The organism is Pseudooceanicola sp. NS-SX8, assembly GCF_057380755.1.
This window is the reverse complement of sequence record NZ_CM170819.1, coordinates 529598-551792: the sequence shown is the minus strand read 5'-3', so window position 1 is coordinate 551792 and position 22195 is coordinate 529598. Positions and strand designations below refer to the sequence as shown.

General features: G+C 67.9%; 18 protein-coding genes. 4 read left to right on the top strand and 14 right to left on the bottom strand.

The genetic code is table 11. The features are described 5' to 3' along the window. Positions 1-1116 (bottom strand): NADH:flavin oxidoreductase/NADH oxidase, encoded by a 1116-nt coding sequence (locus AC2IR1_RS02465; RefSeq protein WP_486474696.1) that lies wholly within the window; start codon positions 1114-1116, stop codon positions 1-3. 11 nt (positions 1117-1127) lie between these two features. Then, a complete protein-coding gene (locus tag AC2IR1_RS02460; protein WP_486474695.1) occupies positions 1128-2108 on the bottom strand; it encodes an ABC transporter substrate-binding protein in 981 nt (326 codons plus the stop codon). Positions 2109-2624: 516 nt separating this feature from the next. Between AC2IR1_RS02460 and AC2IR1_RS02455 the strand changes: the two genes are divergently transcribed. Next, entirely contained in the window at positions 2625-4175 is a 1551-nt protein-coding gene (locus AC2IR1_RS02455; protein ID WP_486474694.1) for an ABC transporter permease, read from the top strand. Then, the gene (locus tag AC2IR1_RS02450) at positions 4172-4597 is read left to right on the top strand and encodes a VOC family protein (RefSeq protein ID WP_486474693.1); all 426 of its coding nucleotides are present in this window, start codon (positions 4172-4174) and stop codon (positions 4595-4597) included. Before AC2IR1_RS02455 ends, AC2IR1_RS02450 begins: the two co-directional genes overlap by 4 nt. Positions 4598-4697: 100 nt before the next feature. On the opposite strand, the gene AC2IR1_RS02445 is transcribed toward AC2IR1_RS02450, so the two are convergent. The 8 genes from AC2IR1_RS02445 to AC2IR1_RS02410 form a co-directional block, all read right to left on the bottom strand. Next, positions 4698-5519 (bottom strand): ABC transporter ATP-binding protein, encoded by an 822-nt coding sequence (locus AC2IR1_RS02445; protein WP_486474692.1) that lies wholly within the window; start codon positions 5517-5519, stop codon positions 4698-4700. Next, the gene (locus AC2IR1_RS02440) at positions 5516-6958 is read right to left on the bottom strand and encodes an aldehyde dehydrogenase family protein (protein ID WP_486474691.1); all 1443 of its coding nucleotides are present in this window, start codon (positions 6956-6958) and stop codon (positions 5516-5518) included. Before AC2IR1_RS02440 ends, AC2IR1_RS02445 begins: the two co-directional genes overlap by 4 nt. Continuing rightward, positions 6959-8338: an aminotransferase gene (locus tag AC2IR1_RS02435; RefSeq protein ID WP_486474690.1), complete on the bottom strand. Its 1380-nt coding sequence runs from the start codon at positions 8336-8338 to the stop codon at positions 6959-6961. It lies immediately after the preceding gene. Between the two features lie 152 nt (positions 8339-8490). Further along, positions 8491-9834 carry an 8-oxoguanine deaminase gene (locus tag AC2IR1_RS02430; RefSeq protein ID WP_486474689.1) on the bottom strand — a complete coding sequence of 448 codons (1344 nt, stop codon included), beginning with the start codon at positions 9832-9834 and terminating at the stop codon, positions 8491-8493. Between the two features lie 23 nt (positions 9835-9857). After that, positions 9858-10841, bottom strand: a complete 984-nt coding sequence (locus tag AC2IR1_RS02425) for an AraC-like ligand-binding domain-containing protein (RefSeq protein ID WP_486474688.1) — start codon at positions 10839-10841, stop codon at positions 9858-9860. 273 nt (positions 10842-11114) lie between these two features. Continuing rightward, on the bottom strand, positions 11115-12128 hold the full coding sequence (locus AC2IR1_RS02420; RefSeq protein WP_486474687.1) for a CobW family GTP-binding protein: 1014 nt from the start codon (positions 12126-12128) through the stop codon (positions 11115-11117). Next, positions 12125-12529, bottom strand: a complete 405-nt coding sequence (locus tag AC2IR1_RS02415; RefSeq protein WP_486474686.1) for a hypothetical protein — start codon at positions 12527-12529, stop codon at positions 12125-12127. Before AC2IR1_RS02415 ends, AC2IR1_RS02420 begins: the two co-directional genes overlap by 4 nt. Further along, positions 12529-13410: a polysaccharide deacetylase family protein gene (locus AC2IR1_RS02410; RefSeq protein ID WP_486474685.1), complete on the bottom strand. Its 882-nt coding sequence runs from the start codon at positions 13408-13410 to the stop codon at positions 12529-12531. Before AC2IR1_RS02410 ends, AC2IR1_RS02415 begins: the two co-directional genes overlap by 1 nt. Before the next feature lie 180 nt (positions 13411-13590). Between AC2IR1_RS02410 and AC2IR1_RS02405 the strand changes: the two genes are divergently transcribed. Beyond that, the gene (locus AC2IR1_RS02405; RefSeq protein WP_486474684.1) at positions 13591-14562 is read left to right on the top strand and encodes an asparaginase; all 972 of its coding nucleotides are present in this window, start codon (positions 13591-13593) and stop codon (positions 14560-14562) included. Between the two features lie 200 nt (positions 14563-14762). Here the strand turns inward: AC2IR1_RS02405 and AC2IR1_RS02400 are convergent, their stop codons facing one another. The 4 genes from AC2IR1_RS02400 to AC2IR1_RS02385 are packed head-to-tail and all read right to left on the bottom strand — an operon-like array spanning position 14763 to position 21511. Continuing rightward, positions 14763-16814 (bottom strand): hypothetical protein, encoded by a 2052-nt coding sequence (locus AC2IR1_RS02400; RefSeq protein WP_486474683.1) that lies wholly within the window; start codon positions 16812-16814, stop codon positions 14763-14765. 3 nt (positions 16815-16817) lie between these two features. Next, complete coding sequence (locus AC2IR1_RS02395) at positions 16818-19613, bottom strand: DUF4159 domain-containing protein (RefSeq protein ID WP_486474682.1); 2796 nt, start codon at positions 19611-19613, stop codon at positions 16818-16820. Positions 19614-19616: 3 nt separating this feature from the next. Then, the gene (locus AC2IR1_RS02390; protein ID WP_486474681.1) at positions 19617-20489 is read right to left on the bottom strand and encodes a DUF58 domain-containing protein; all 873 of its coding nucleotides are present in this window, start codon (positions 20487-20489) and stop codon (positions 19617-19619) included. After that, on the bottom strand, positions 20486-21511 hold the full coding sequence (locus AC2IR1_RS02385) for an AAA family ATPase (RefSeq protein ID WP_486474680.1): 1026 nt from the start codon (positions 21509-21511) through the stop codon (positions 20486-20488). Before AC2IR1_RS02385 ends, AC2IR1_RS02390 begins: the two co-directional genes overlap by 4 nt. A gap of 59 nt (positions 21512-21570) precedes the next feature. On the opposite strand from AC2IR1_RS02385, the gene AC2IR1_RS02380 reads away from it, so the two are divergent. After that, positions 21571-22176, top strand: a complete 606-nt coding sequence (locus AC2IR1_RS02380) for a DUF1285 domain-containing protein (RefSeq protein ID WP_486474679.1) — start codon at positions 21571-21573, stop codon at positions 22174-22176. Positions 22177-22195 lie beyond the last annotated feature (19 nt).

The window sequence follows — 22195 nt, the reverse complement described above, 5'->3', positions numbered from 1 at the left end:
TCAGCCCCGCGCGAACTGGTTGTAGAAGGCATAGCGCTCCGGCTGCACGAAATCGGGCTTCTCCAGCCCCGCCGCCTCTGCGCATTGCCGCGGGAAGTCGAAGTTGTTCAGCATCTCCGAGGCGATGGCTACCAGGTCAGACTTGCCAGCCGCGATGCAGCCAAGCGCCAGGTCGGGCGCATGGATGCCCCCCACGGCCATGGTCATGCCGCCCGCCGCGCGGATCCCGGCGGCCATGTCATGCTGTTCGGTCAGGATCGCGTTGACGGCGGCACCATTGGTCCCCGGCGCGATGCCCCCGGCGGAACAGTCGATCACATCGACCCCCGCCACATAAAGACCGGCAGCCAGGGCCAGCGTATCGGGCAGCTCCAGCCCGCCCGGCACCCGGTCGGTGCAGGACGCACGGTAAAAGAGCGGCATGTCTTCGGGCAGCACCGCCCGCAGGTCCGTCGCGATCTCCAGCGGCAGGCGCATGCGGCCCTCGGGCGATCCGCCATAGGCGTCCTTGCGGTGGTTCGACACCGGCGAAACGAAGGAATGCACAAGGTAGCCATGGGCGCCGTGGATCTCGACGAAGTCGAACCCCGCCGCCATGGCCCGCTTCGCCGCTTCGATATAGGCGGCGCGCAGCGCGGCGATCTCCTCGGGCGGCATCGCCCGGGGCACCGGCCAGCCCTCGGCATAGGGGATCGCGGACGGCGCGGCGCAGGTCCACTGCCGGGGGTCCTCCCCGGTCAGGGCCTTCGCCCCGTCCCAGGGCGCCGCGGTCGAAGCCTTGCGCCCCGCATGCCCCAGCTGAACGCCGACGGGCGTGCCGTAACGGTGGAACCCTTCGACAATGCGCGCCATGCCCTCGATCTGGGCATCCTCCCAAAGGCCAAGGCAATGCGGCGTGATCCGCCCCTCCGGCAGGATCCCCGTCGCCTCGACAACGGCGCCGCCCAGCCCCGACAGGGCCATGTGGGCGTAGTGATCGAAATGCCAGCCGGTCGCCCGCCCCTCCTCTGCTGCATACTGGCACATGGGGGACAGGATCAGCCGGTTCCGAAAGGTCACACCCCTGACGGACAGGGGTGTGAAAAGGGCATCTTGCCCGGGGGTCGTTCCGTTCATCGTGACGATGCTCAGATCTCTTTCAGCAGCGAGGTGTCGAACATGGAGGCATCCGCATGGATCCCCACGTTGTTGAGCGACTCGACCGTCTTGGCAATCCATTCGTCATCCATGGAGAAGACGCCGTCGGGATGCTTGATCAGGTCGACCTGGATGTTGGAATGGAACTGGGTCATGTCCGGGGTATAGCCGTTGCCCTTGAACCAGCTGTCTTCCCAGCCAAGCGCGGCCTGGCCCGGCGCCTCGAACTCCTTGTCCCAGCCCTTGCGGGAGGCACGCAGGAAGCCGACCAGCAGGTCCCGCTTCTCGGCCAGGGTTTCCTCGGTCACGCAGACCAGGTCCTGCCCCATCACCATGCCCACGTCGGAGAACATGATGAAGCCGGACTCCTTGCCGGCAGCCTGGCTGATCACGTAGGGCATCGAGGTCATGAAATCGACCACGGCATCGACCTGGCCTGCGACCAGCGGGGTCGGGTCGAAGGTGTAGGGTACGAAGGTGATCTTGTCGGCATCGACGCCGGCAAGGTTCAGCACCACCTTGAACGGCCCGATGTTCAGCGGCGGGCAGGCCACGGTCTTGCCTTCCAGGTCCTTCATCGTCGTGATGCCGCTGTCCTTCAGGAAGATCACCGAATCCGGGCTCTTCTGGAACTGCGCGCCGATGACCTTGAACTTGGCGCCCTTGTCGAAGATCGCCTCGGCCGTCTCCATGGGGGAGGTCAGGGCGATGTCGGCCTTGCCGGTCAGCAGTGAGGCCTGCGGGATCACGTCGGGACCGCCGGGGATGTAGTCGATCTCGATCCCTTCCTCGGCGTAGAAGCCGTCTTCCATGGCGATGTAATAGCCGTTGAACTCAGGATCGTTGATCCAGATGGCCTGCAGGGTCAGCGTGGTGGTGGAGGCGAAAGCGGCGCGGCCCGGAAGGAAGGAGGCAGCGGCAAGACCACCCAGGGCAGAGGCCGTGAAGGCGCGACGGGAAAGCTTGGTCATGGCAAGATCCTGTTGGTTGGGTTCTGATTGTCCTGCACGGTCCGTTTTTCCGGTTCCCGGCTTATCTTTCCAGCCTATGGACCGCCGCGCGTCACGGTCAATTTGGCTGTGTTGCCCTGTCTTGCGCGCTGACTTGCCCAATCCTGCGGAAGGCCCCGGCGGCTTCTCAAAGCGCTTCAAATCAGGGCAAATCGGCGGAAAATCGACTGAATTTGCCGCCGGGGGCAGGTTTCGGGCGGCAAAAGCCCGTCCCGGGGCGCGGCGAAAAACTGCCCCGATGCTCAGGAAATGCACATTCCGCGCAACCCTCCCCCGCCGGCCCGACCAGGGTGCACCGGGCGCCAAGTTTTGCCGCGCCGGCGGTCGCGGCATGATTCTGGCCCCGGGGATCGCTTCGGGGCAGGGTAGGATCACCGCCTCCCCCTGCCGGTCACCCGGCATTGGCCCCGAAAGGCAGAAAGTTCGCCCATGTCCGCAACCTCGCTCCCCGATACGGCTCCTGAGACGGCCCGACGCATGGCCCGCAGCATGGCCCTGCTGCGCAGCCCTGCCGCCCGGATCGCGCTGAAGGGCGCGGTCGTGCTGCTGCTCCTGCTGGCCTGGCACCTTCTGGGCACGCAGACCCGCATGGGCCGCCTGATCCTGTCCAGCCCGGTCTACATCGTTCAGGACATGTGGACCGGCGCCGACCTCTACCTGCTGCACGGCGCGGCCACGCTGAAGATCGCGACCACGGGCTTTGCCATCGGTTGCGGCACGGCCTTCGTCATGGCGCTGCTCTACTGCGTCTTTCCCTGGCTCGACACGGCCTTCCGCGGCGTGAACATCGCCATCTACACCATGCCCGCCATCGTCGTGGGCCCCCTGCTGGTGCTGTTCCTGAAAGGCGACTGGCCGCAGACCGTGCTGTCGGCGCTCATGGTCTATTTCCCCGCCATGTCCACCATGCTGCTGGGGCTGAAACAGGTCGACCAGCGGCTCGCCGACCTGATCGAGGTCTACGGCGGCCACGAAGCGGCGCTGATGCGCTACGTCCGGCTGCGCGGTGCCCTGCCACAGGTCTTCGCCGGCCTGCGCGTTGCCGCCCCCATTGCCGTTCTGGGGGCCGTGCTGGGCGAATTCGGCTCCGGCACGCGCTTCGGCTTCGGATCCTTCCTGCTCTCGACCCTGCCGCAGGCCAATCCGACCCGGCTCTGGGGTATCGCGATCTCCACCTCGATGATCGGGCTCTGCGGTTACCTGCTGTTCATGATCCCCGCCGTCTGGCTGAAACGCACCACCGAAAGCGCAACACTGGCCACCGCCATGGCCTCCGCCCCGCGCGGCACCACCTGGATCGAGAAGCTGGGCTTCGGCCTCCTGGCCTTCATCGTGCCCTTCCTGCTCTGGGCGCTGCTGATCGACCTGGCGGACATGCCCTCGCTGATCGCACCCACACCCTGGCAGACGATCCGCTTCGTCTTCTCCGAAGGCGCCTTCCCGATCTGGCACGCGCTCGGCACCACCCTGCCCATGGCCGTGCTGGGGCTGATTGCCGGGCTGGCCTTTGCCTTCGTCCTGGCCTCGATGTCGATCCTGGCCCCGGCGCTGGCCCGGGCGCTGGTGCCGCTGGCCATGGTGGTGCAGAACACGCCCCTCGTCGCCATGGTGCCCTTCGTCGTGCTGGCCTTCGGGCGCGGCGTCGCGGCCTCGGTCTTCTTGGCGATGCTGGTGGTCTTCTTCCCGGCCTACGTGCTGCTGAACCAGGGCTTCGCCTCCATCCCCTCCGCCGCGCGCGACCTCGTCTCGGTCTACGGCGGCTCGCGCTGGCAACTGCTCTGGCGGATCGCTATCCCCTATTCCATCTCCTACCTCTTCGCGGCGGCCAAGATGGTGGCGCCCATGGCCCTGCTGGGCGTCATGGTGGCGGAATGGCTGGTCTCCGGCGTGGGGCTGGGCAACCTGCTGAACCTCGCCCGCCCGGCATTGGATTACGAAACCATCTGGGCCGGGGCGCTGATCTCCATCCTGATCTCGGCCTGCACCTATGAACTGGTGGGCATCCTGGAACGGCGCACCAGACGATGAAACTCCACCACGCCTCGCTCACCGTCAGCGACCTGCCCGCCGCGATGGCGTTCTTCGGCACGGCCTTCGGCTTCACCCCCGATTTCGTGGAGGAAAACATGGGCGAAGACATCGCCCGCATGGCTGGCCACGCCGGCCTGCTCTGCGCCTTCACCCAGATGCGCGCGCCGGATCTGGACATGGTGCTGGAGCTGATCGCCTTCACCCACCCCGACGGCACGCCGCCTGCCGACGCCCTGCCCTGGCGGCCCGGCGCGGGGCATGTCTGCTTCCACGTCGATGATCTGGAGGCGACGCTCGCCACCTGCCGCGCCGCCGGGGCGGACCTGCTGGGTGACGCCATCGACTTCCCCGGCGGGCGCTGCTGCTACATCCGCACCCCGGGCGACGCCTTTGTCGAGCTGGAGTGGATGGCCCCCTGACCAAAAAGAGCCACCCGCCCGGAGGCAAGGTGGCTCTGCGTCGAGGGCGAAACGGTCAAAGACGCCCCGACGATCCCGGCTGTGTGTCACTCGTCCCTGTTCATTCGTCCCTGTGGCCCGGGTGCAGCTTCTCCATCAGCTCGTCACACAGCGCATGGAACGCCGGCTCCGAAAACAGCGCCTTGGTGCGCGGGCGTTCGAAAGGCACGTCGACGACCTCTGCAATCCGGCCGGGCTTGGCGTGCATCACGACGATCTGGTCGGCCAGGAAGACCGCTTCGTCGATGCCATGGGTGACCAGCAGGGTGGTGGTCTTCTGCTGGCTCCAGATGCGTTGCAATTCGATGTTCATCGACCGGCGCAGGATCTGGTCCAGCGCGCCAAAGGGTTCGTCCATCAGCAGGACCTCGGGCCGGGTCACCAGCGCCCGGGCGATGGCAACCCGCTGGCGCATGCCGCCCGAGAGCTGCGCAGGCAGGTGATCCTCGTAGCCCTTCAGGCCCACCAGCTCGATCATTTCGCGGATGATCGCGTCATGCTCGGCGACCGAGCGTTTCAGCACCTGCAGCGGCAGCGCCACGTTGCGATAAACCGACCGCCAGGGCATCAGCGCCGCATCCTGGAAGGCAATGCCCAGCTTGCCCTGGTTGCGATACTGCTGCGGCTGGTGGCCGCGAATGCGCACTGACCCGTTGGTCGCCGTTTCCAGCCCCGCCACCATGCGCAGCAGGGTGGACTTGCCACAGCCCGACGGCCCGATCAGCGCCACGAAGGCCCCGCGCCTGATCTTCAGCGACACGTCGGCCAGCGCCTGGATCTGCGCCTTGCGGGTGACGAAGGTCTTGTCGACGTGATCGACCAGGATATCGACGGGCAGTTCAGCCGCCTCGGAGGTGGTATCGCTCTGGGCGCTCATGTTCATGCGCTGTCCTCGCTGTTGCGGTGGCCCAGCATGGCCTTCACTTCCAGGTATTCCGTCAGGCCGAAGATCCCCAGCTCCCGCCCGTTGCCCGATTGCCGGTAGCCGCCGAAGGGCGCCGAGAAATCGAAGGGCGGATTGTTGATGAAGATCCGGCCGGCACGAATGCGCCGGGCCACGGCCTCCGCCTGGTCAGGATCGGCGCCATAGACGTATCCGGCAAGGCCATAGTCGCTGTCGTTGGCGATCTCGACAGCCTCGTCGATGCTGTCATAGGCAATCACCGACAGGACGGGGCCGAAGATCTCGGTCCGGGCGATGGTCATGTCGTTGGTGACATCGGCAAAGATCGTGGGCCGCACGTAGAAGCCACGGTTCACGCCCTCGGGCAGGCCCGGCCCGCCGGTCAGCAGACGCGCGCCTTCCTCGATGCCCTTGGCGATCAACCCCTGCACCCGGTCCCACTGCGCGGCATTCGCCACCGGGCCCATGGTGGTTTCCTTCGAGGTCGGATCGCCGATGCGGACCTTTGCGGCCTCTTCCATCAGACGGCTCTCGATCTCGTCCTGCATGTCGCGCGGGATCAGCATACGGCTGGGCGCGATGCAGCTCTGCCCGGAGTTGATGAAGCAGCGCCCGACCCCGTCAGACAGCGCCAGCCCCAGATCCGCATCCGGCAGCACGATATTGGCGGATTTCCCGCCCAGTTCCTGATGCACCCGCTTGACCGTGGGCGCGGCGCTGCGCGCCACCTCGATGCCCGCGCGGGTCGACCCGGTAAAGGACAGGATGTCGATCTGCGGATGCGCGGCCATGGCTGCCCCCACCTCCGCCCCCGATCCGTTGACCAGGTTGAAAACGCCTGCAGGTACGCCCGCCTCCTCCAGCACCTCCGCCAGGATCAGCGCCGAAAGCGGAGAGATTTCCGAAGGCTTCAGCACCACCGTGCACCCGGCGGCCAGCGCGGGCGCCAGCTTGGTCACGATCTGGTTCAGCGGCCAGTTCCAAGGCGTGATCAGCCCGGCCACGCCAATCGCTTCATACCGCAGGCGGCTCGTGCCATGGGCCAGCTCAAAGGCAAAGGCCTCTGCGGTATCGGCGGCCTCGTTGAAGTAGATCACCGAACTGTCGGTCTGCATCCAGTCGGACAGGTCGGCGGGGGATCCCATCTCGGCCGTCACCGCCTGCTCCAGATCCGCCTTGCGGGCCTTGAAGACCTCCGCGATGCGACGCAGCAGGGCGATCCGGTCCGCCACCGGCGTTTCGGACCAGGCGGGGAAGGCCGCGCGCGCGGCGGCCACGGCGCGGTCCACGTCGGCGGCACTGCCCCAGGCGATCCGGGCGATCCCCTCGCCCGTCGCGGGGTTCACCACGGCACCCGTTTCCGCCCCGAGGGGCGCAATCCAGGCGCCGCCGATGTAGAACTCACCCCAATGGGCCATTCACAGGATCCCCAGCTTTTGCGCCGTGTTGTCGATGGCCTGGCGAGCGATGGCGAACATCTCGTCCATCTGCTCCAACGTCATTACCAGCGGCGGCATCAGCGCCATGGTGTCACCATTGTCGCGGAAGGCCAGCCCCAGTTTCAGCGCCTCGACGGAACAGAGGTTGCCGACACGCTGCTCCGGCGGGAAGGCCGCGCCCGTGGCCTTGTCCGCCACCAGTTCGATCCCGGCCATCAGCCCGACCGACCGCACGTCGCCCACCAGCGGATGATCCGCGAACTCCGCCAGCTTCGCCTCGAAATGCGGCACCAGGACGGTTTCGGCGTTTTCCACCAGGCCGTCGTTCTGCATCACCTCGATATTGGCCAGGGCCACGGCGCAGCAGGACGGATGGCCGGAATAGGTATAGCCATGCGCCCACTCGCCGCCCTCCCCGATCAGCACATCCGCCACGCGGTCCGACATCAGGCAGGCCGACAGCGGCAGGTAGCCAGAGGTCAGCCCCTTGCCCAGCTGCATGAAATCGGGCGTGATCCCGTAGTAGAAGCTGCCGAACCACTTGCCGGTGCGGCCAAAGCCCATGACGACCTCGTCCACCGCCAGCAGCACGTCGTACTTGCGGCAGATCTCCTGGATCTTCGGCCAGTAGGTCATCGGCGGGCAGATCGACCCGCCGGCCGATTGCGCGGGCTCGGCATAGAAGGCCGCCACGTTCTCCGGCCCCAGTTCGAGGATCTTCTCTTCCAGCCAGCCTGCGGCCAGCTCGCCAAAGTCCTCCTCGCTCATGCCCTCGGGCTTGTTGCGGTAGGCATAGGGCGTCTTCACATGGGTGATGAAGTCGAGCGGCAGGTCACCGCCCGCCTCGTGCATGTCCGGCAGGCCCGACAGCGACGCGGCCACCTGCGTGGAGCCGTGATAGGCCTTCTCCCGCGCGATGATCATGCGCTTTTCCGGCTGGCCCTTCAGCTTCCAGTAGCGCCGAATCGCCCGCACGGCGGTCTCGTTCGCCTCGGATCCCGAGCATTGGAAGAACACGTGGTTCAGCCCCTCGGGCGTCAACTCCACCAGCTTCTCGGCCAGCAGGATCGCCGCAGGATGCGAGGTGTTGAAGAAGGACTGGCAGAACGACAGATCCGTCATCTGCTGCGTCGCCGCCTCGATCAGCTCCTTGCGGCCATAGCCGATGGTGACATTGCCAAGTCCCGACAGCCCGTCGATGATCCGGTGATCCTCGGTGTCCCAGACATAGACGCCCTCCCCCCGCACGGCGATGCGGCTGTGGCTGGATTTCAGCGCCTTGTGGTCGGTGAACGGATGCAGGTAATGCGCCTCGTCGAGGTCCTGCCATTGCCGCGTTTCCATCTGCCGATAGAACATTGGTTATCTTCCATATCCATCGCGACCATCCAACGGGGCCGCCACGATCACTATCCGACGTGATGCGGAAAGGCGCCATGGCGGCCTCTGGCCCTGCGGAGCGGCAAAACATGTCCTCACATGCAGCCTTTTTCGCAGGGTCGAGGGGGGCCTCAGGCGGGCAGCAGGAACTGTGCCGCCGCCGCACCGTGATCGCGCCGCAACGCCTCCAGGTCGACGCCAAGCGGCAGGCCATCCACGACCCGCCACTGCCCGCCGATCATCACCCGATCCGCCCGGTGCGCCCCGCAAAGCACCAGCGCCGCCAGCGGATCGCCCGCCCCCGAAAAGCGCAGCTCATCCAGGGTGTACATCGCCAGATCCGCTTGTTTTCCCTCGGAAATCACGCCGATATCGGTCCGCCCCAGCAGCTTTGCCGACCCTTCCGTCGCCCAGCCGAGCGCATCCAGATGGGTCACCGCCGCCGATCCATAGGTCAGCCGCCCCAGCATCAGCGCATGGCGCACCGATTCCATCAGGTTCGAGTTGTCGTTCGACGCCGACCCGTCGACGCCCAGCCCCACGACGGCCCCCGCCGCCTCCAGCTCCTTGGTGCGGCACTGGCCGGAGGCAAGCACCATGTTCGAGGTCGGGCAATGGCAAACGCCCATGCCACAGGCACCGATGCGGTGGATCTCCTCGTCATTGAAGTGGATGCCATGCGCCAGCCAGACCCGCGGCGACATCCAGCCGGTATCCTCCAGGTAATCCAGCGGCCGCATGCCGTATTTCGCCAGGCAGAATTCATCCTCGTCATGGGTCTCGCCCAGGTGGGTGTGCAGGCGGCAATCGTGCTTTTCGGCCATCTCCGCCGTGTCGACCATCATCTCCCGGGTGACGTTGAACGGCGCGCAGGGCGCCAGGGCGACGGTGGACATGCTGCCCTCGGACCGGTCGTGATAAAGGCCCAGCACCCGCTCGCAATCGGCCAGCATCGTGTCGTAATCCTGGATCAGCCGCTCATCCGCGATGCCACCCGACTTGGTCCCCATGTTCAGCGCGCCGCGCGTCAGCGCCATCCGCATGCCCAGGGCCCGGGCCTCCTCCGCCTCGATGTCCACCGCATCGGCCATGTCATCGGCGAAGACGAACAGGTGATCCGACGCCGTGGTGCAGCCCGACATCAGCAGCTCCACCAGCGCCAGGCGCACGCCCATGCGGAAGGTGTCACGGTTCAGATGCGTCCCCCACAGCGGGTAGAGCGATTTCAGCCAGGGAAACAGCTCCTTGTTGATCGCCTCCGGATGGGCCCGCGTCAGGGTCTGGAAGAAATGGTGATGGGTGTTCACCAGCCCGGGGATGATCACGTGGCGCGAGGCGTCGAAAACCTGATCGACCGGCGCCGCGGGGCTGCGGCCCATGCCCACCAGTTCGACGATGCGGCCATTGTCCACGACAATACCGCCCTGTGCCCCCTCGGCCATGATCGCCAGGGGCTGCTTGATCCAGAGACGCATATTCTGTCCTCGATGTCAGAGAGTTAGCTCAGCCGCGACTTGCGGTAGGCGCGCGGTGAAATCCCGTACTGGGCCCGGAACGCGCGCGAGAAGTGAGAGAAATCCTTGAACCCCCGGCGCAGCGCGATCGTGGTGATCGGCCAGGACGACAGCAGGCTGTCGCCCAGGTCCTTGCGGATCCGTTCCAGCCGCTGCGCCTTGATCCACTTCGACACCTGCAGGTCCTCTCCCTCGAACAGCTCGTAGAGGGAACGCAGCGAAATCGCCTGCGACCGGGCGATTTCCGCTGGGCACAGGCTCGGTTCGTCCAGGTGGGTCAGGATATGCGCCTTCACCCGGGCCAGCTGCGCCTGCCGGTTCGCCGACAGCGGCTGATCCTGGGCAATCTCCGAAAGCGCGGTCGCCAGCAGGTCCACCACATGGCCTTCCAGCCGGGAAATCAGGCTGTCGCGCGCGCTTTCGCCCTTCACCTCGCACATGGTCAGGATGAAATCGAACAGGAACCGCCCCGGCAGGGACTGGCCGGAAATCTGCCGCACGATCAGCGTGTCGAGGCAGGGCACCCGATCCTGCAGAAGCCGGCGCGGCAGCTTCAGCGCGATCTGGCGATAGGGCCCCTTGAAGGCCATCCGGTAGGGCTGCTGACTGTCGTAGAGCACGATTTCCCGTGGCCGCACCTTGACCGTGCGCCCACCCTGGGTCAGCTCGCAATCGCCCTCGACCTGCAGGCAGACCTCGTACCAGGCATCATTGCGCGCGATATGTTCCTCCGCCCGCGACACCTCCATCGCGGTGGACACGAAATCGGCCAGCACCACTTCGCCGAACTGCATCCAGGAGACGGAGCCGAAGAACTCCTCGTCCTCCGCCCCGGTGACATGGGTCGAGGGGAAAAGCTCGTTTGCCGAATCCTGCCAGAACGCCAGCCGCTCCGCACTTGGCACCGCCGTGGTGGAAAACCTTTGCCAGCCCGTGGCCTGCTGCTGTCCCGTCGCTTGCTGATGCATGCCTGTTGCCTTCCCGATCAGGCCGCGCCGCCCATGGCCAGCCCCCTGCATGAGGGCGCGGGGTTGCCTCTCCATGCAAGATCGGGGCCGAAATAACCCTACGTCCCCGGATGATTTCATCGAAAATGATCCGGATTCGTGCAATTTTAAGTGGTTTCGTGGCGAAACCGGCCCACAGGCCTCCCCACGGGCCACGCGGCGCACCAAAATCCCCCGCCAGATCCGCATGCAGGGCAAAGTGCGAAAGCATGGAGGATCAAGCGGGCGGGCGACTCACCCCTGCGGCGGCTCCGCCCGGCCCGGCAAGGGCGCCACGGCATGGCCCAGCCGGTCGAAAGCCTCGAACGAGCGGCGGATCTGCTCCGGCTCCAGCCCCTCGAAGATGAAGACGAGCCGCGTATGGGGCACCCCGTCGGGCCAGCGCTTCAGGTGCTGCGGCGGATGGACCAGGTAGCCCACGCCGTTGATCAGCACCGGCGCCCCCCCGGGCTCGACCTCCAGCACGCCCTTCACCCGGTGCACCCTGTCCCCGTGGCGCTGCAGCAGCGCGGTCAGCCAAAGCCCGAAAGCGGTCCAGTTGATCGGCCCGGGCCTGGAAATCGTCAGGCTGCGCACCCCGTCCTCCTCCGGGTCGTGATGGAGCGGCCCCGCCAGCGCCGTCACCCCGTCGGGCAGCATCGGCCAGTCTCGCACGCCCTGGGGCAGGATCCGGTGAATGCGTGCATCGGCAAAGGTCATCTGCGCCACGGGATTCATCCGGTGCAGGCGGTGCAGCGTCTGCTTCAGCCCCGCTTCGGAGACCAGATCGCGCTTCGCCACGGCGATCACATCGGCTGCGGCCAGCTGCCGCCGCGCCATGCCCAGGTTGTCGAACAGGGCGTCCGGCCCGTTAACCGCATCGACAACCGTGATCACCCCACCGGGGCTGACCTGGCTATGCAGCACCGGATCGGCCGAAAGGGTCGACAGCACCGGAAACGGATCGGCCAGGCCCGTGGTCTCGATCACGATCCGGGTCAGCGGCGGGATCGCCCCCCGCGCCGCGCGGTCGATCAGGTCACGGATGGCCCCGGCGATGTCATCGCGCACCGTGCAGCAGATGCAGCCTGACCGCAGCAGCGTCACCTCGCCCTCCAGCGGGGTCAGCAGCTCGTGATCCAGGCCGATCTCTCCGAACTCGTTCACCAGCACGGCGGTGCCGGCCATCTGCCGGCTGCGCAGCAGGCGCTGCAGCAGGGTCGTCTTGCCCGCGCCCAGCTGGCCGGTCAGCACGGTGACGGGGATCATCCCTCGCGCCCGCTTTCGGCCTGCCCATTTGCGACCTGCCCGCTTTCGGCCCGCATGCCGCCGATCAGCATGGCCCGGGCGGCGGCGGCCTCTATCCGGTCCAGCCAGGCGGGATCCAGCGGATCCAGGTCCCGGCCCGACAGGCGGCTGCCGTCATCCCAGACATGGGCGATGGCGTTCAGCACCTCGGATTTGCCGGTAAGCGTCTCCAGGATGTAGTCCCCCTGCCAGTCGCGGAACTTCAGCCCCCGGGGTTTCAGCAGCGCATTCAGCACCTTCGCACGCCGCGCGGCCTCCGCCCGGCGCGCCTGGGGGCCGTCGCGTCGGGTATAGACCCCCTCGCGCGGGACGGCATCGGACCAGTGGTCATCGCCGCCCAGGATGCCACAAAGCGCGCACATCAGCGGCGCGGGAAGCGACGATCGTAATCCTCGGCCATCTCGGCCATGGTGACGAAACGGACGCCCTCGTGGGACTGGATATGGCGGATCAGGCGTTCGAGCATCATCAGGACCTGCGGGCGGCCCGAGACATCCGGGTGGATGGTGATCGGGAAGATGGCGTAATCCATCTCACGATAGACCCAGTCGAACTGATCCCGCCAGAGCTGTTCGATATCGCGCGGGTTCACGAAGCCATGGGAATTGGGGCTGCCCTTGATGAACATCATCGGCGGCAGGTCATCCAGGTACCAGCTGGCCGGGATCTCGATCAGGTCGGTTTCCTCCCCCCGCACCAGGGGCTTCATCCAGTCCTGCGCCCGCGCGGTATAGTCGATCTTGGTCCAGCTGTCGCCGACGCGCACCCGGTAGGGCGTGTGGTCGTCGTGCATCAAGGAGTGGTCGTAGTAGATCCCCCGCTCCAGCAGCAGCTCGTTGGTGACATTGGAAAATTCCCACCAGGGCGCAACATAGCCGCGGGGCGCCTTGCCGGTCAGCTTCGTGATCAGGTCGATGCAGTGGTCCAGCACCGCCGCCTCCTGCTCCCGCGTCATGGCGATGGGGTTCTCGTGGCTGTAGCCGTGAACGCCCACCTCGTGTCCCGCCTCGGCCACCGCCTTCATCTGCTCCGGAAAGGTCTCGATCGAATGGCCCGGCATGAACCAGGTCGTCGTCAGTCCGTAGCGTTCGAACAGCTTCAGCAGCCGCGGCACGCCGACCTCGCCCGCGAACATCCCGCGGGAAATATCGTCCGGGCTGTCCTCCCCCCCGTAGGAGCCGAGCCAGCCCGCCACCGCATCCACGTCCACGCCGAAGCCGACCAGGATCTCTTTTTCTGCCACGGGAACCTCCCAAAGTTGCGCTTTCCCGCAGGGAAGGCCCCGGGCGCGCCCCTGTCGAGCGGGCGGCATCGCCGCGCAAGTCTTTCCGCAGCCCTGACACAGACCGTGGCCCGCCCTGCTCCCGGGACTGGCGGCGCGCGCGCCACGCCGCTAGACAGGCTCCAGATGCAGGAGGACCCCATGACCGGCGACCCCAAGACAGGCGACCGCAAGACCATCCATCTCTTCGCCCTGGGGGGCACCATCGCAAGCATGCAGAATGCCGAGGGCCGCGCCGTGGCCGGCGCCCTGACGGGGGATGAGCTCATCTCCGGGCTGGGTCTGCCGGACCAGGGTTTCAGGCTGCAGGTCACCACCCTGGCGCAGAAGCCCTCCAACGCGGTGACCTTCGATGATCTCTTTGCCGTGCGGGACGCCGCCCTGGGGGCCGTCGCCGATGGGGCTGCGGGCGTTGTCGTCTCCCAGGGGACGGATACGCTGGAAGACAGCACCTTCCTGCTCGACCTGATCTGCGACCTGCCCGATGCGGGGCTCGTGCTGACCGGGGCGCAGCGGGTGCCCTATGCGCTCGGCTCCGACGCGGGGCCCAACATCCGCGATGCGATCACCCTGGCCGGCTGTGCCGCCGCCCGGGGGGCAGGCGCCCTGCTGCTGTTCGACCAGGAAGTGCACGAGGCGCGGCACGTGCGAAAGGTGTCCTCCCACCGGCTGCGCGGGTTCGGCTCCCCCGACCACGGGCCCCTGGGCTTCGTGGATGGCGGCTACGTCGACCTGCGCCGGTCCGGACACCGGCCCGAACGCTTCCCGGGTCTGACGGGTCCCCTGCCCCGGGTCGACATCCTGCCCGCCGCGATGGAAGCCTCCCCCCTGCTGCTGCGGGCCGCGGTGGACAGCGGCGCCCGGGGGCTGGTGCTGGACGGGCTGGGGCGCGGCCAGGTGCCGCCCCTCTGGATGCCGGCGATCGAAGCGCTGCTGGCCGAAGGCGTGCCAATCGCCGTCACCTCCTCCACCCTGTCGGGGCGTCTGGGGCCGGACTATGCCTATACCGGCTGCCAGGCAGAGCTGACGGCCCTGGGCGTGCTCTCCTGTGATGAGCTGAGCGCGCGCAAGGCGCGCCTCTGGCTGATGTGCCGGATCGCCGCCGGGCTGTAAGCCCCCGCTCCCCAGTTCCCCGCCCCCTGTTTCTCGGGCCCTGCCCCCCGCCCCTGGGTCCCGAACATGCAAAGGCCCGAACCGGAGATCACCGTTTCGGGCCTTCGTCATTCACAATCTGCCTTTCGAGGGCCGCCCTTAGGCAGCCAACCGGACTTGCGACACCCAGACTGGAGCCAACTGGACTGGGGCCAACCGGATCAGCGGCGCCCTTCGCGCAGCCAACCTGCCAGGATCAGGCCGGAGGCCAGCAGCAACACCAACCAGGGCGGCAGCAGCGGCGTTTGCCGGACCGCGCGCGTCTCGTAGGCATCGCGCGGGGTCAGGCCGATCCAGCCGCGCCCGGCAGCCGGGCGGCCCGGGCGCACGTCGCGCACCCCCGGCAGCCCGTCGGACAGGGTCATGACCCCGCCCCGGGTCGCATCGATGGAAGGTTCCAGCGCCTCGCCGCTGGCAATGGTCTGGTCGAATTCGCGCGGCGCCGCCGGGCCGAGGCCAATCACCGCCGACAGATCGCCCGAGGCGAGCCGGTAAAGCCCGATCTCCGGTCCGTCGTAGGTTACCTGGAACCGGCCGGGCGACACCTCCTGCAGGGGCAGGGTGATCTCCCGGCCATCGGGGCCCGTCACGATCACGTCCGGCACGGTTTCCGACAGGCTGCGCCGGGTGATCACCATGCGCTGCCCCTGGGCGTCGGCCGTCAGCGCCTCTTCCTCCAGCTCCGGCTCCTTCATCATCCAGTGCGCCAGGCGCCGCAGCAGTTCCAGCTGCGGCCCGCCCCCTTCGAAGCCACGGTTCCACAGCCAGGCATGATCGGAGGCCAGAAGCGCCACGCGCCCTTCGCCCACCCGGTCGAGGATCAGCAGGGGCCGGTCATCGACTCCCGACATCACGACCTCTCCGCGTTCCGGCGTCACCTCCACCTGACGCATCCAGCGGCCCCAGTCGCCGTCCCAGCTCTGTTCGAGCCCGGCCGTCACGGGATGGCGCTGACCCAGGTCCGTCACCCTGGGCCGATAGCCTTCCTCCAGCACCCGCGCGGTCGGGCGGCCCGGGATGATCTCTGCCAGTGGGGACCGGTAGAGCGATTCGGCGGAGGCGAAATCGGGCCCGGCCGCGATCAGCACCGCGCCCCCCTCCTCCGCGTAGCGGCGGATATTGTCGAGGTAGAGAGAGGGCAGGATCCCCCGCCGCTTGTAGCGATCGAAGATGATCAGATCGAAATCCTCGATCTTCTCCATGAACAGTTCCCGCGTCGGGAAGGCGATCAGCGACAGTTCCGACACCGGCACGCCGTCCTGCTTCGATGGCGGCCTGAGGATGGTGAAATGCACCAGGTCGACGGAGCTGTCGGCCTTCAGCAGGTTGCGCCAGGTGCGCCCGCCGGGATGCGGCTCCCCGGAAACGAGCAGCACCCGCAGCCGGTCGCGCACGCCGTTCATCTGCACGATGGCGGAATTGTTGCGGTCGGTCAGTTCGCCCGGTTGTTCAGGCGTGGTGAAGCGGATCACGTTGCGCCCGCCATGCGGCAGGGTGACGGCGATCTGCACGTCTTCGCCGACCCGCAGCTGGTATTGCTCCGGCTCGCCACCATCGACGGAGATCGCAAGCTCCGCCATGTCGCCTTCGGAGGCCGGCACCGCGCCGTCATCCTCCACCCGCAGGGTCAGTTCGACCGGCTCGCCCAGGATCCCGAAGGCCGGGGCATTGCGCACCACCAGCCGGCGATCCCAATCCTGCGGCGTGCCGGTCAGCAGCAGGTGCATCGGCGCGGGCAGCCCCGGCACCTGGTCAAGGTCGTGCACCCGGCCGTCCGACAGCAGGATGACCCCGGCAATCCGCGCGCGCGGTTCCTCCGCCAGAGCCTCTGACAAGGCCGTCATCAGCAGGGTCCCGCTGTCGCCTTCGCCATCGCCGACCTCGATCCGGCGCAACTCGGTGTTGGGACGTGCCGCGATGCGGGCGGCCATGGCCTCTGCCGCCTCGGCGGTCTGCTCTGCCCGGTCGCCCAGGCGCTGAGAGGCGGAGCGGTCTTCGACCAGCAGCACGATATCGGTCAGCGGTGCCCGGTCTTCCTGCCGCAGGGACGGCCCCGCCAGGGCCGCCAGCACGACGATCGCCGCCGTGCCCCGCCAGGCCCAGCCCGCAAGCCCGCGCCACAGCGCCAGCACCACCGCCGCCAGCATCAGCACGGCCAGCACGGCCAGCACGGGCCAGGGCAGCAGCGGGTCGAAGATGATCTGTCCGCTCATGTCTCAGTTCCCCAGCCGGTCCAGCAACGCGGGCACATGGACCTGGTCGGATTTGTAGTTGCCGGTCAGCACATGCATGACCAGGTTGACGCCGAAGCGATAGGCGATCTCCCTCTGCCGTTCTCCCGACAGGCCCGACCCGATCCGCAGCAGGGGCATGCCATCGGCATCCACCGCCCAGGCTGCCGCCCAGTCATTGCCGCCGATCACCACGGGCGTCACGCCATCGTTGAGGTTGCGGAAGGGCATCCCCTCCACCTGCTGGGCATCGGCCGGCGCGGCCTCCACCCAGACGGGGCTGCCGGCATAGCGACCGGGGAAATCCTGCAGCAGGTAGAAGGTGCGCGTCAGCACGTGATCCTCCGGCACGGGTTCCAGCGCGGGGATATCCAGCGGCGCCGCGATCTGCTGCAGCCTGCGCCCCTCGGGGGTCGAGGCGCCATAGCCGGAGACATTGGCATCCCGGGTGTCGAACAGGATCATCCCGCCGGTCCGCAGATAGCGGTTCAGCTTGGCATTCGCCGCATCCGACGGCAGCGGCTGATCGGCGGTGATGGGCCAGTAGAGGAACGGAAAGAGCGACAGCTCATCCGTTTCCAGGTTCACGCCCATGGGGGTGGCCGGTTCGACCGAGGTGCGGAAGTTCAGCGTATCCGACAGGCCCTGCAGCCCCGCCTGCGCCAGCCCGTCGACCTGGTCGTTGCCGGTCAGGACATGGGCCAGCACGGTTTCTTCGGTCGCGGCAATGGCGAAGGCGTCCTGATCCCCGTTTTGGGCGCCGTTCTGGGCCCGCGCCTCGGGCACCGGCAGAAGCAGCAGCGCACCAAGGGCCAGCGCCGCGGGCCGCGCCCCGCGCAGCCGCCCGGACAGGGCGAGGGAGGCGATGATATCCCCCAGAAGCAGCAGCAGGGCAAGCGCGAGGAGGAAGCCGCCAAGCGGGCGTTCCCGCGGCGGTTCCAGCCCCTGCAGGTCAACCGAGGCGGGCCAGGCAGCGGGGGTGATCACGGTGTCGTCTCCCATCACGTTGCGGGCCAGGGCGCGGTCGTCGCTGGAGTAGAGCCCGGGCCGCAGATCGGGGCCAAGCGCGCCGGCGACAAGGGTCGCGCCGTCGACCCCCGGCAGGGTGCCGGCGCTGGAAATCGTGCCGAAGGCATCCATGACACGCTCGGGCTGCCAGGTCGTGCCCTCCACATCCTCGGGCGCGGGGCGGGCGGTGACCGACGAGACCGACAGCCGTTCCAGCATCTGCACGAAAAGGCCCGACAGCGGCAGGTTGGACCATTCCGCATTGGCCGTGACATGGAACAGCACGACCTGCCCCTGGCCGATCTCCTTGCGGGTGACCAGCGGCGTGCCGTCGGTCAGCCGGGCAATGACGCGGGACGCGAGGGTCGGATCGGGCTGGGCCATGACCTGGGACGATACGGTGACATCGGGCGGCACCTCCAGCCCGGCGAAGGGGCTGTCGGCGTCGAAGGGCGCCAGGGTCTTGGGCTCCCCCCAGGACATGGCGCCGCCGATGCTACGGCCGCCGGCGCGCAGGCGCACGGGCATCAGGGGATCCTCGGCATCGCGGCTCAGGTCGCTGGCGGCCAGGCGCGGCCCGGCAAAGCGCAGCAGCATCCCGCCCCCGTCGATCCAGTCCAGCAGCGCCTCCGACTCTCCGGGCGACAGGGTCGCCACATCGGCCAGGACAATCACGTCGGGATTGGCCGGCAGCACGTCCGTCAGGGCCCCATGCAGAAGATCCGCGTTGGTTTCCAGGGCCTTCTGCAGGTAATGCAGCGGCGAAAGCAGCTCCAGCTCCTCCTGTTCGCCCCGGCCGTCGATCAGCGCCACTTCGCGGCGGCGCAGCGCGTCATCGGTCAGGGCGATCGCCCCGGCGGAGCGGATCCCGGCCAACGCGAAATGGCTGAGCCTGCCCCTGATCTCCGCCGGCAGGACAAGCTCCTGCCGCGCGACCGCAGCGCCGGGGTCGAACCGCATCTCCACCTGGTCCAGCACCCGCATGGTGCCCCCGGGGTCGCGGCCATGGGCCTGAACGGTCACCACCTGTTCCCGGTCCAGGTCCCGCGCCGCGCGTGTCGCGGTCAACTGCACCGCGCCATCGGCAAAGCCCGCCGGCCGCAGCGCCAGGACGGATCGGCCGCTTTCCAGCACCCGCACCGGCCCCTTGCCCGCCAGCGCCTCCAGGATCTGCGCGCGCACCGGGCGTTCCAGCCCGTCCGAAACCCAGAGCGTTTCCGTGTCGGCGGGAAGGTCTGCCAGCGCATCGGTCAGCTCCGCCATCGCCGGGGTCTCTGCCGGGGCCCAGGCTTCGGGCGCCAGGCCCGGCATGCGGGTCGCCCAGGCCTCGGGCGTCTGGAACACCGGCGCCTCGGGCGTGGTCAGGCGCACGACGGCCGCGGTGCGCCCCGCGCGCCCGGCCTCTGCCAGAAGGCTCTCGACCGCGCGACGCTGGCGCGGCCAGTCCGGGGCAGAGGCCCAGGATCCGTCCAGCAGGACCAGCAGCGGGCCGTTGACCGGCGCGCTGCCATCCCGCGACTGCGGGTTCAGCACCGGCCCGGCCAGCCCGATGATCACCGCCGCAACCGCCGCCATCCGCAGCAAAAGCAGCCAAAGGGGCGTGCGGTCCGAAACGCTTTCGTCGTCCTTCAGCCCAAGCAGCAGCGCGACACCGGGAAAGCGCCGCCGCACCGGCGCGGGCGGTACCGCACGCAGGACCAGCCACAGCAAGGGCAGCGCCACGAGCGCCAGCAGCAACCAGGGGGCCGCGAAGCCGAGGGGACCCAGAACCATCCGTCACACCCCCCGGTCAAGCGCCTGCCAGACCCAGAGCAGCGCGCTTTGCGCCGATGTGTCCGTATGATGCACGCCGTATTGCCAGCCGGTGACGGCACAGAGATGGCGCAGCGCCTCCTTCCGTTCCGCCAGTCGCGCCAGGTAGCGATCCTTCAGGTCGCTGGCCTTCAGCGTCTCGTGGGCGACACTGCCGCCCATGCTTTCGAAAATCGTCCGGCCGTGGAAGGGAAAGGCCTCCTCCACCGGGTCCAGCACCTGCAGCAGCACCCCGCGCACGCCCCGGTCGGCGGCCTTGGTCAAGGCCAGGCTCAGCTCCTCCATCGGGCCCAGGAAGTCGCTGACGAACAGCGCGCGGGCATTGGGGATCATCGCGCGATGCTCCGGCACGCCGAAATCCTCGTCCCCGGGGCGAGAGAAGAACTCCGCCAGGCGCAACACCTGGTTCTGACCCCGGCGCGGCGGCAGCAGGGTGCCCGTCAGGCCCACGCGCTCGCCCCCGCGGATCAGCAAGATCGCCGTGGCAAGGGCCACGTTGCGCGCGCGGTCGCCCTTCTCGGGCAGACCCTTGCCGGAGCTGAAGGCCATGGAGGCCGACTGGTCGACCCAGAGCATCACGCTCTGCGCGATCTGCCATTCGCGTTCCCGCACGAAACGGTCGTCTGAACGGGCAGAGCGGCGCCAGTCGATCATCCGACGCGGATCGCCGGGCTGCACGGGCCGGTATTGCCAGAAGTCATCGCCAAGGCCGGCGCGGCGGCGCCCGTGATCGCCCAGAAGGACGGTCCCCGCCAGTTGCTCCGCCCGCGCCAGCAGCGGCGGAAACTTGGCGGCCTCTTCCTCGGCCCGGTGGCGGAGGGCGGAGGGTGTCCTCACGCCGCGGCCCCGGCTCCCTCGGCACCGCCGAATCCGGCAGCGACCTCGGCGATCAGCGCGTCGAGGCTGTCACCACGCGCCCGCGCGGCGAAGTTCAAGCCCATGCGGTGCGACAGCACCGGCTGCGCCATGGCCAGCACGTCATCGGCCGAAGGCGCCAGCCGGCCATGCAGCATCGCCCGGGCCCGCACCGTCAGCATCAGCGCCTGGGCCGCGCGCGGCCCCGGCCCCCAGGCCACGGTTTCACGCACCTTGGCGGGCGCCGTGGCATCATCCGGGCGGCAGGCGCGCACGAGGTCCAGGATCATCTCGACCACCGAATCCCCCACGGGCATCCGCCGCAGCAGCCTTTGCGCCGCGACCAGCTCCTCTGCGGAGAAGACCTCATGCGCCTCCTCCTCCTCTGCCCCGGTGGTGGACAGCAGAATCGCCCGCTCGGTCTCCCGGTCGGGATATTCGACGTCGATCTTCACCAGGAAACGGTCCAGCTGCGCTTCGGGCAGCGGATAGGTGCCTTCCTGCTCGATCGGGTTCTGGGTGGCCAGCACGTGGAACGGGCGGCCCAGCTCGCGATCCTCGCCCGCCACTGTCACGCGCTTTTCCTGCATCGCCTGCAGCAGCGCCGACTGGGTCCGGGGGGAGGCGCGGTTGATCTCGTCCGCCATCAGCAACTGGCAGAAGACCGGGCCGGGCAGGAAGCGGAAGGCGCGGGTGCCATCCTCCGCCGTTTCCAGCACCTCGGAGCCCAGGATATCGGCCGGCATCAGGTCGGGGGTGAACTGGATGCGGTTCCCGTTCAGCCCCATGACCGTCGACAGTGTTTCCACCAGGCGGGTCTTGCCGAGGCCCGGCAGGCCGATCAGCAGGGCATGGCCGGCGCAGAGCAGGGACGAAAGGGTCAGGTCCACGACCTTTTCCTGACCGACGAAGCGACGGGTGATCGACTGCTTCGCCTGGGCGAGCTTGCCTTCGACCGCCTCGATCTGGGCAATCAGGTCCTCGGGGGTTTCGGTCTGACCCATGACATTCCTCCGGCGCTGGCTATAGTCTCTCATTTGAAACGATAGACGCGAGTTGGTTAATGATAAATTCACCGTCGTCACAAAATAGTGTGAAAGTCACCGCCGACAGTATCCTTGCCTCCGCCAGGGCGGCGAAGGGGCGCGGACTTCCGCCGGTGCACAAGTGGAACCCGCCCTTCTGCGGCGACCTGGACATGCGGATTGCCCGCGATGGCACCTGGTTCTACCTCGGCACACCCATCGGCCGGCCGGAGCTTGTGCGGCTGTTCTCCACCATCCTGCGTCGCGATGGCGATGACTATTTTCTGGTCACCCCGGTGGAGAAAGTCGGCATCACCGTCGATGACGCCCCCTTCCTCGCCGTGGATTTCGAGATCGCGAATCCCGGCCCCGACCAGCAGCTGACCTTCCTGACCAACGTGGCCGACCGCGCCACCGCCGGGGCCGATCATCCGATCCGCGTCACCCGCGATCCGGAGACCGGCGAACCTTCGCCCTACGTCCTGATCCGCGACCGGCTGGAAGCGCTGATCGACCGCAAGAGCTTCTACCGGCTCGTCGATATCGGAGAGACGGCGCAGGTGGATGGGGTCGACTGGTTCGGCCTGCGCTCCTCCGGCGAATTCTTCCCCATCATACCAGCGGACGAGTTGACCGGCTCCTGACGACGCCCCATCGTACCCC

Excerpts from the sequence above, each read along its gene's own strand:
- AC2IR1_RS02395 (WP_486474682.1), bottom strand. The coding sequence starts at position 19,613 with ATGGTTCTGGGTCCCCTCGGCTTCGCGGCCCCCTGGTTGCTGCTGGCG.
- AC2IR1_RS02385 (WP_486474680.1), bottom strand. The coding sequence starts at position 21,511 with ATGGGTCAGACCGAAACCCCCGAGGACCTGATTGCCCAGATCGAGGCG.
- AC2IR1_RS02380 (WP_486474679.1), top strand. The coding sequence starts at position 21,571 with ATGATAAATTCACCGTCGTCACAAAATAGTGTGAAAGTCACCGCCGAC.
- AC2IR1_RS02415 (WP_486474686.1), bottom strand. The coding sequence starts at position 12,529 with ATGTGCGCGCTTTGTGGCATCCTGGGCGGCGATGACCACTGGTCCGAT.
- AC2IR1_RS02420 (WP_486474687.1), bottom strand. The coding sequence starts at position 12,128 with ATGATCCCCGTCACCGTGCTGACCGGCCAGCTGGGCGCGGGCAAGACG.
- AC2IR1_RS02435 (WP_486474690.1), bottom strand. The coding sequence starts at position 8,338 with ATGTTCTATCGGCAGATGGAAACGCGGCAATGGCAGGACCTCGACGAG.
- AC2IR1_RS02440 (WP_486474691.1), bottom strand. The coding sequence starts at position 6,958 with ATGGCCCATTGGGGTGAGTTCTACATCGGCGGCGCCTGGATTGCGCCC.
- AC2IR1_RS02400 (WP_486474683.1), bottom strand. The coding sequence starts at position 16,814 with ATGAGCGGACAGATCATCTTCGACCCGCTGCTGCCCTGGCCCGTGCTG.
- AC2IR1_RS02430 (WP_486474689.1), bottom strand. The coding sequence starts at position 9,834 with ATGCGTCTCTGGATCAAGCAGCCCCTGGCGATCATGGCCGAGGGGGCA.
- AC2IR1_RS02450 (WP_486474693.1), top strand. The coding sequence starts at position 4,172 with ATGAAACTCCACCACGCCTCGCTCACCGTCAGCGACCTGCCCGCCGCG.
- AC2IR1_RS02405 (WP_486474684.1), top strand. The coding sequence starts at position 13,591 with ATGACCGGCGACCCCAAGACAGGCGACCGCAAGACCATCCATCTCTTC.
- AC2IR1_RS02465 (WP_486474696.1), bottom strand. The coding sequence starts at position 1,116 with ATGAACGGAACGACCCCCGGGCAAGATGCCCTTTTCACACCCCTGTCC.
- AC2IR1_RS02460 (WP_486474695.1), bottom strand. The coding sequence starts at position 2,108 with ATGACCAAGCTTTCCCGTCGCGCCTTCACGGCCTCTGCCCTGGGTGGT.
- AC2IR1_RS02445 (WP_486474692.1), bottom strand. The coding sequence starts at position 5,519 with ATGAACATGAGCGCCCAGAGCGATACCACCTCCGAGGCGGCTGAACTG.
- AC2IR1_RS02425 (WP_486474688.1), bottom strand. The coding sequence starts at position 10,841 with ATGCATCAGCAAGCGACGGGACAGCAGCAGGCCACGGGCTGGCAAAGG.
- AC2IR1_RS02455 (WP_486474694.1), top strand. The coding sequence starts at position 2,625 with ATGGCCCGCAGCATGGCCCTGCTGCGCAGCCCTGCCGCCCGGATCGCG.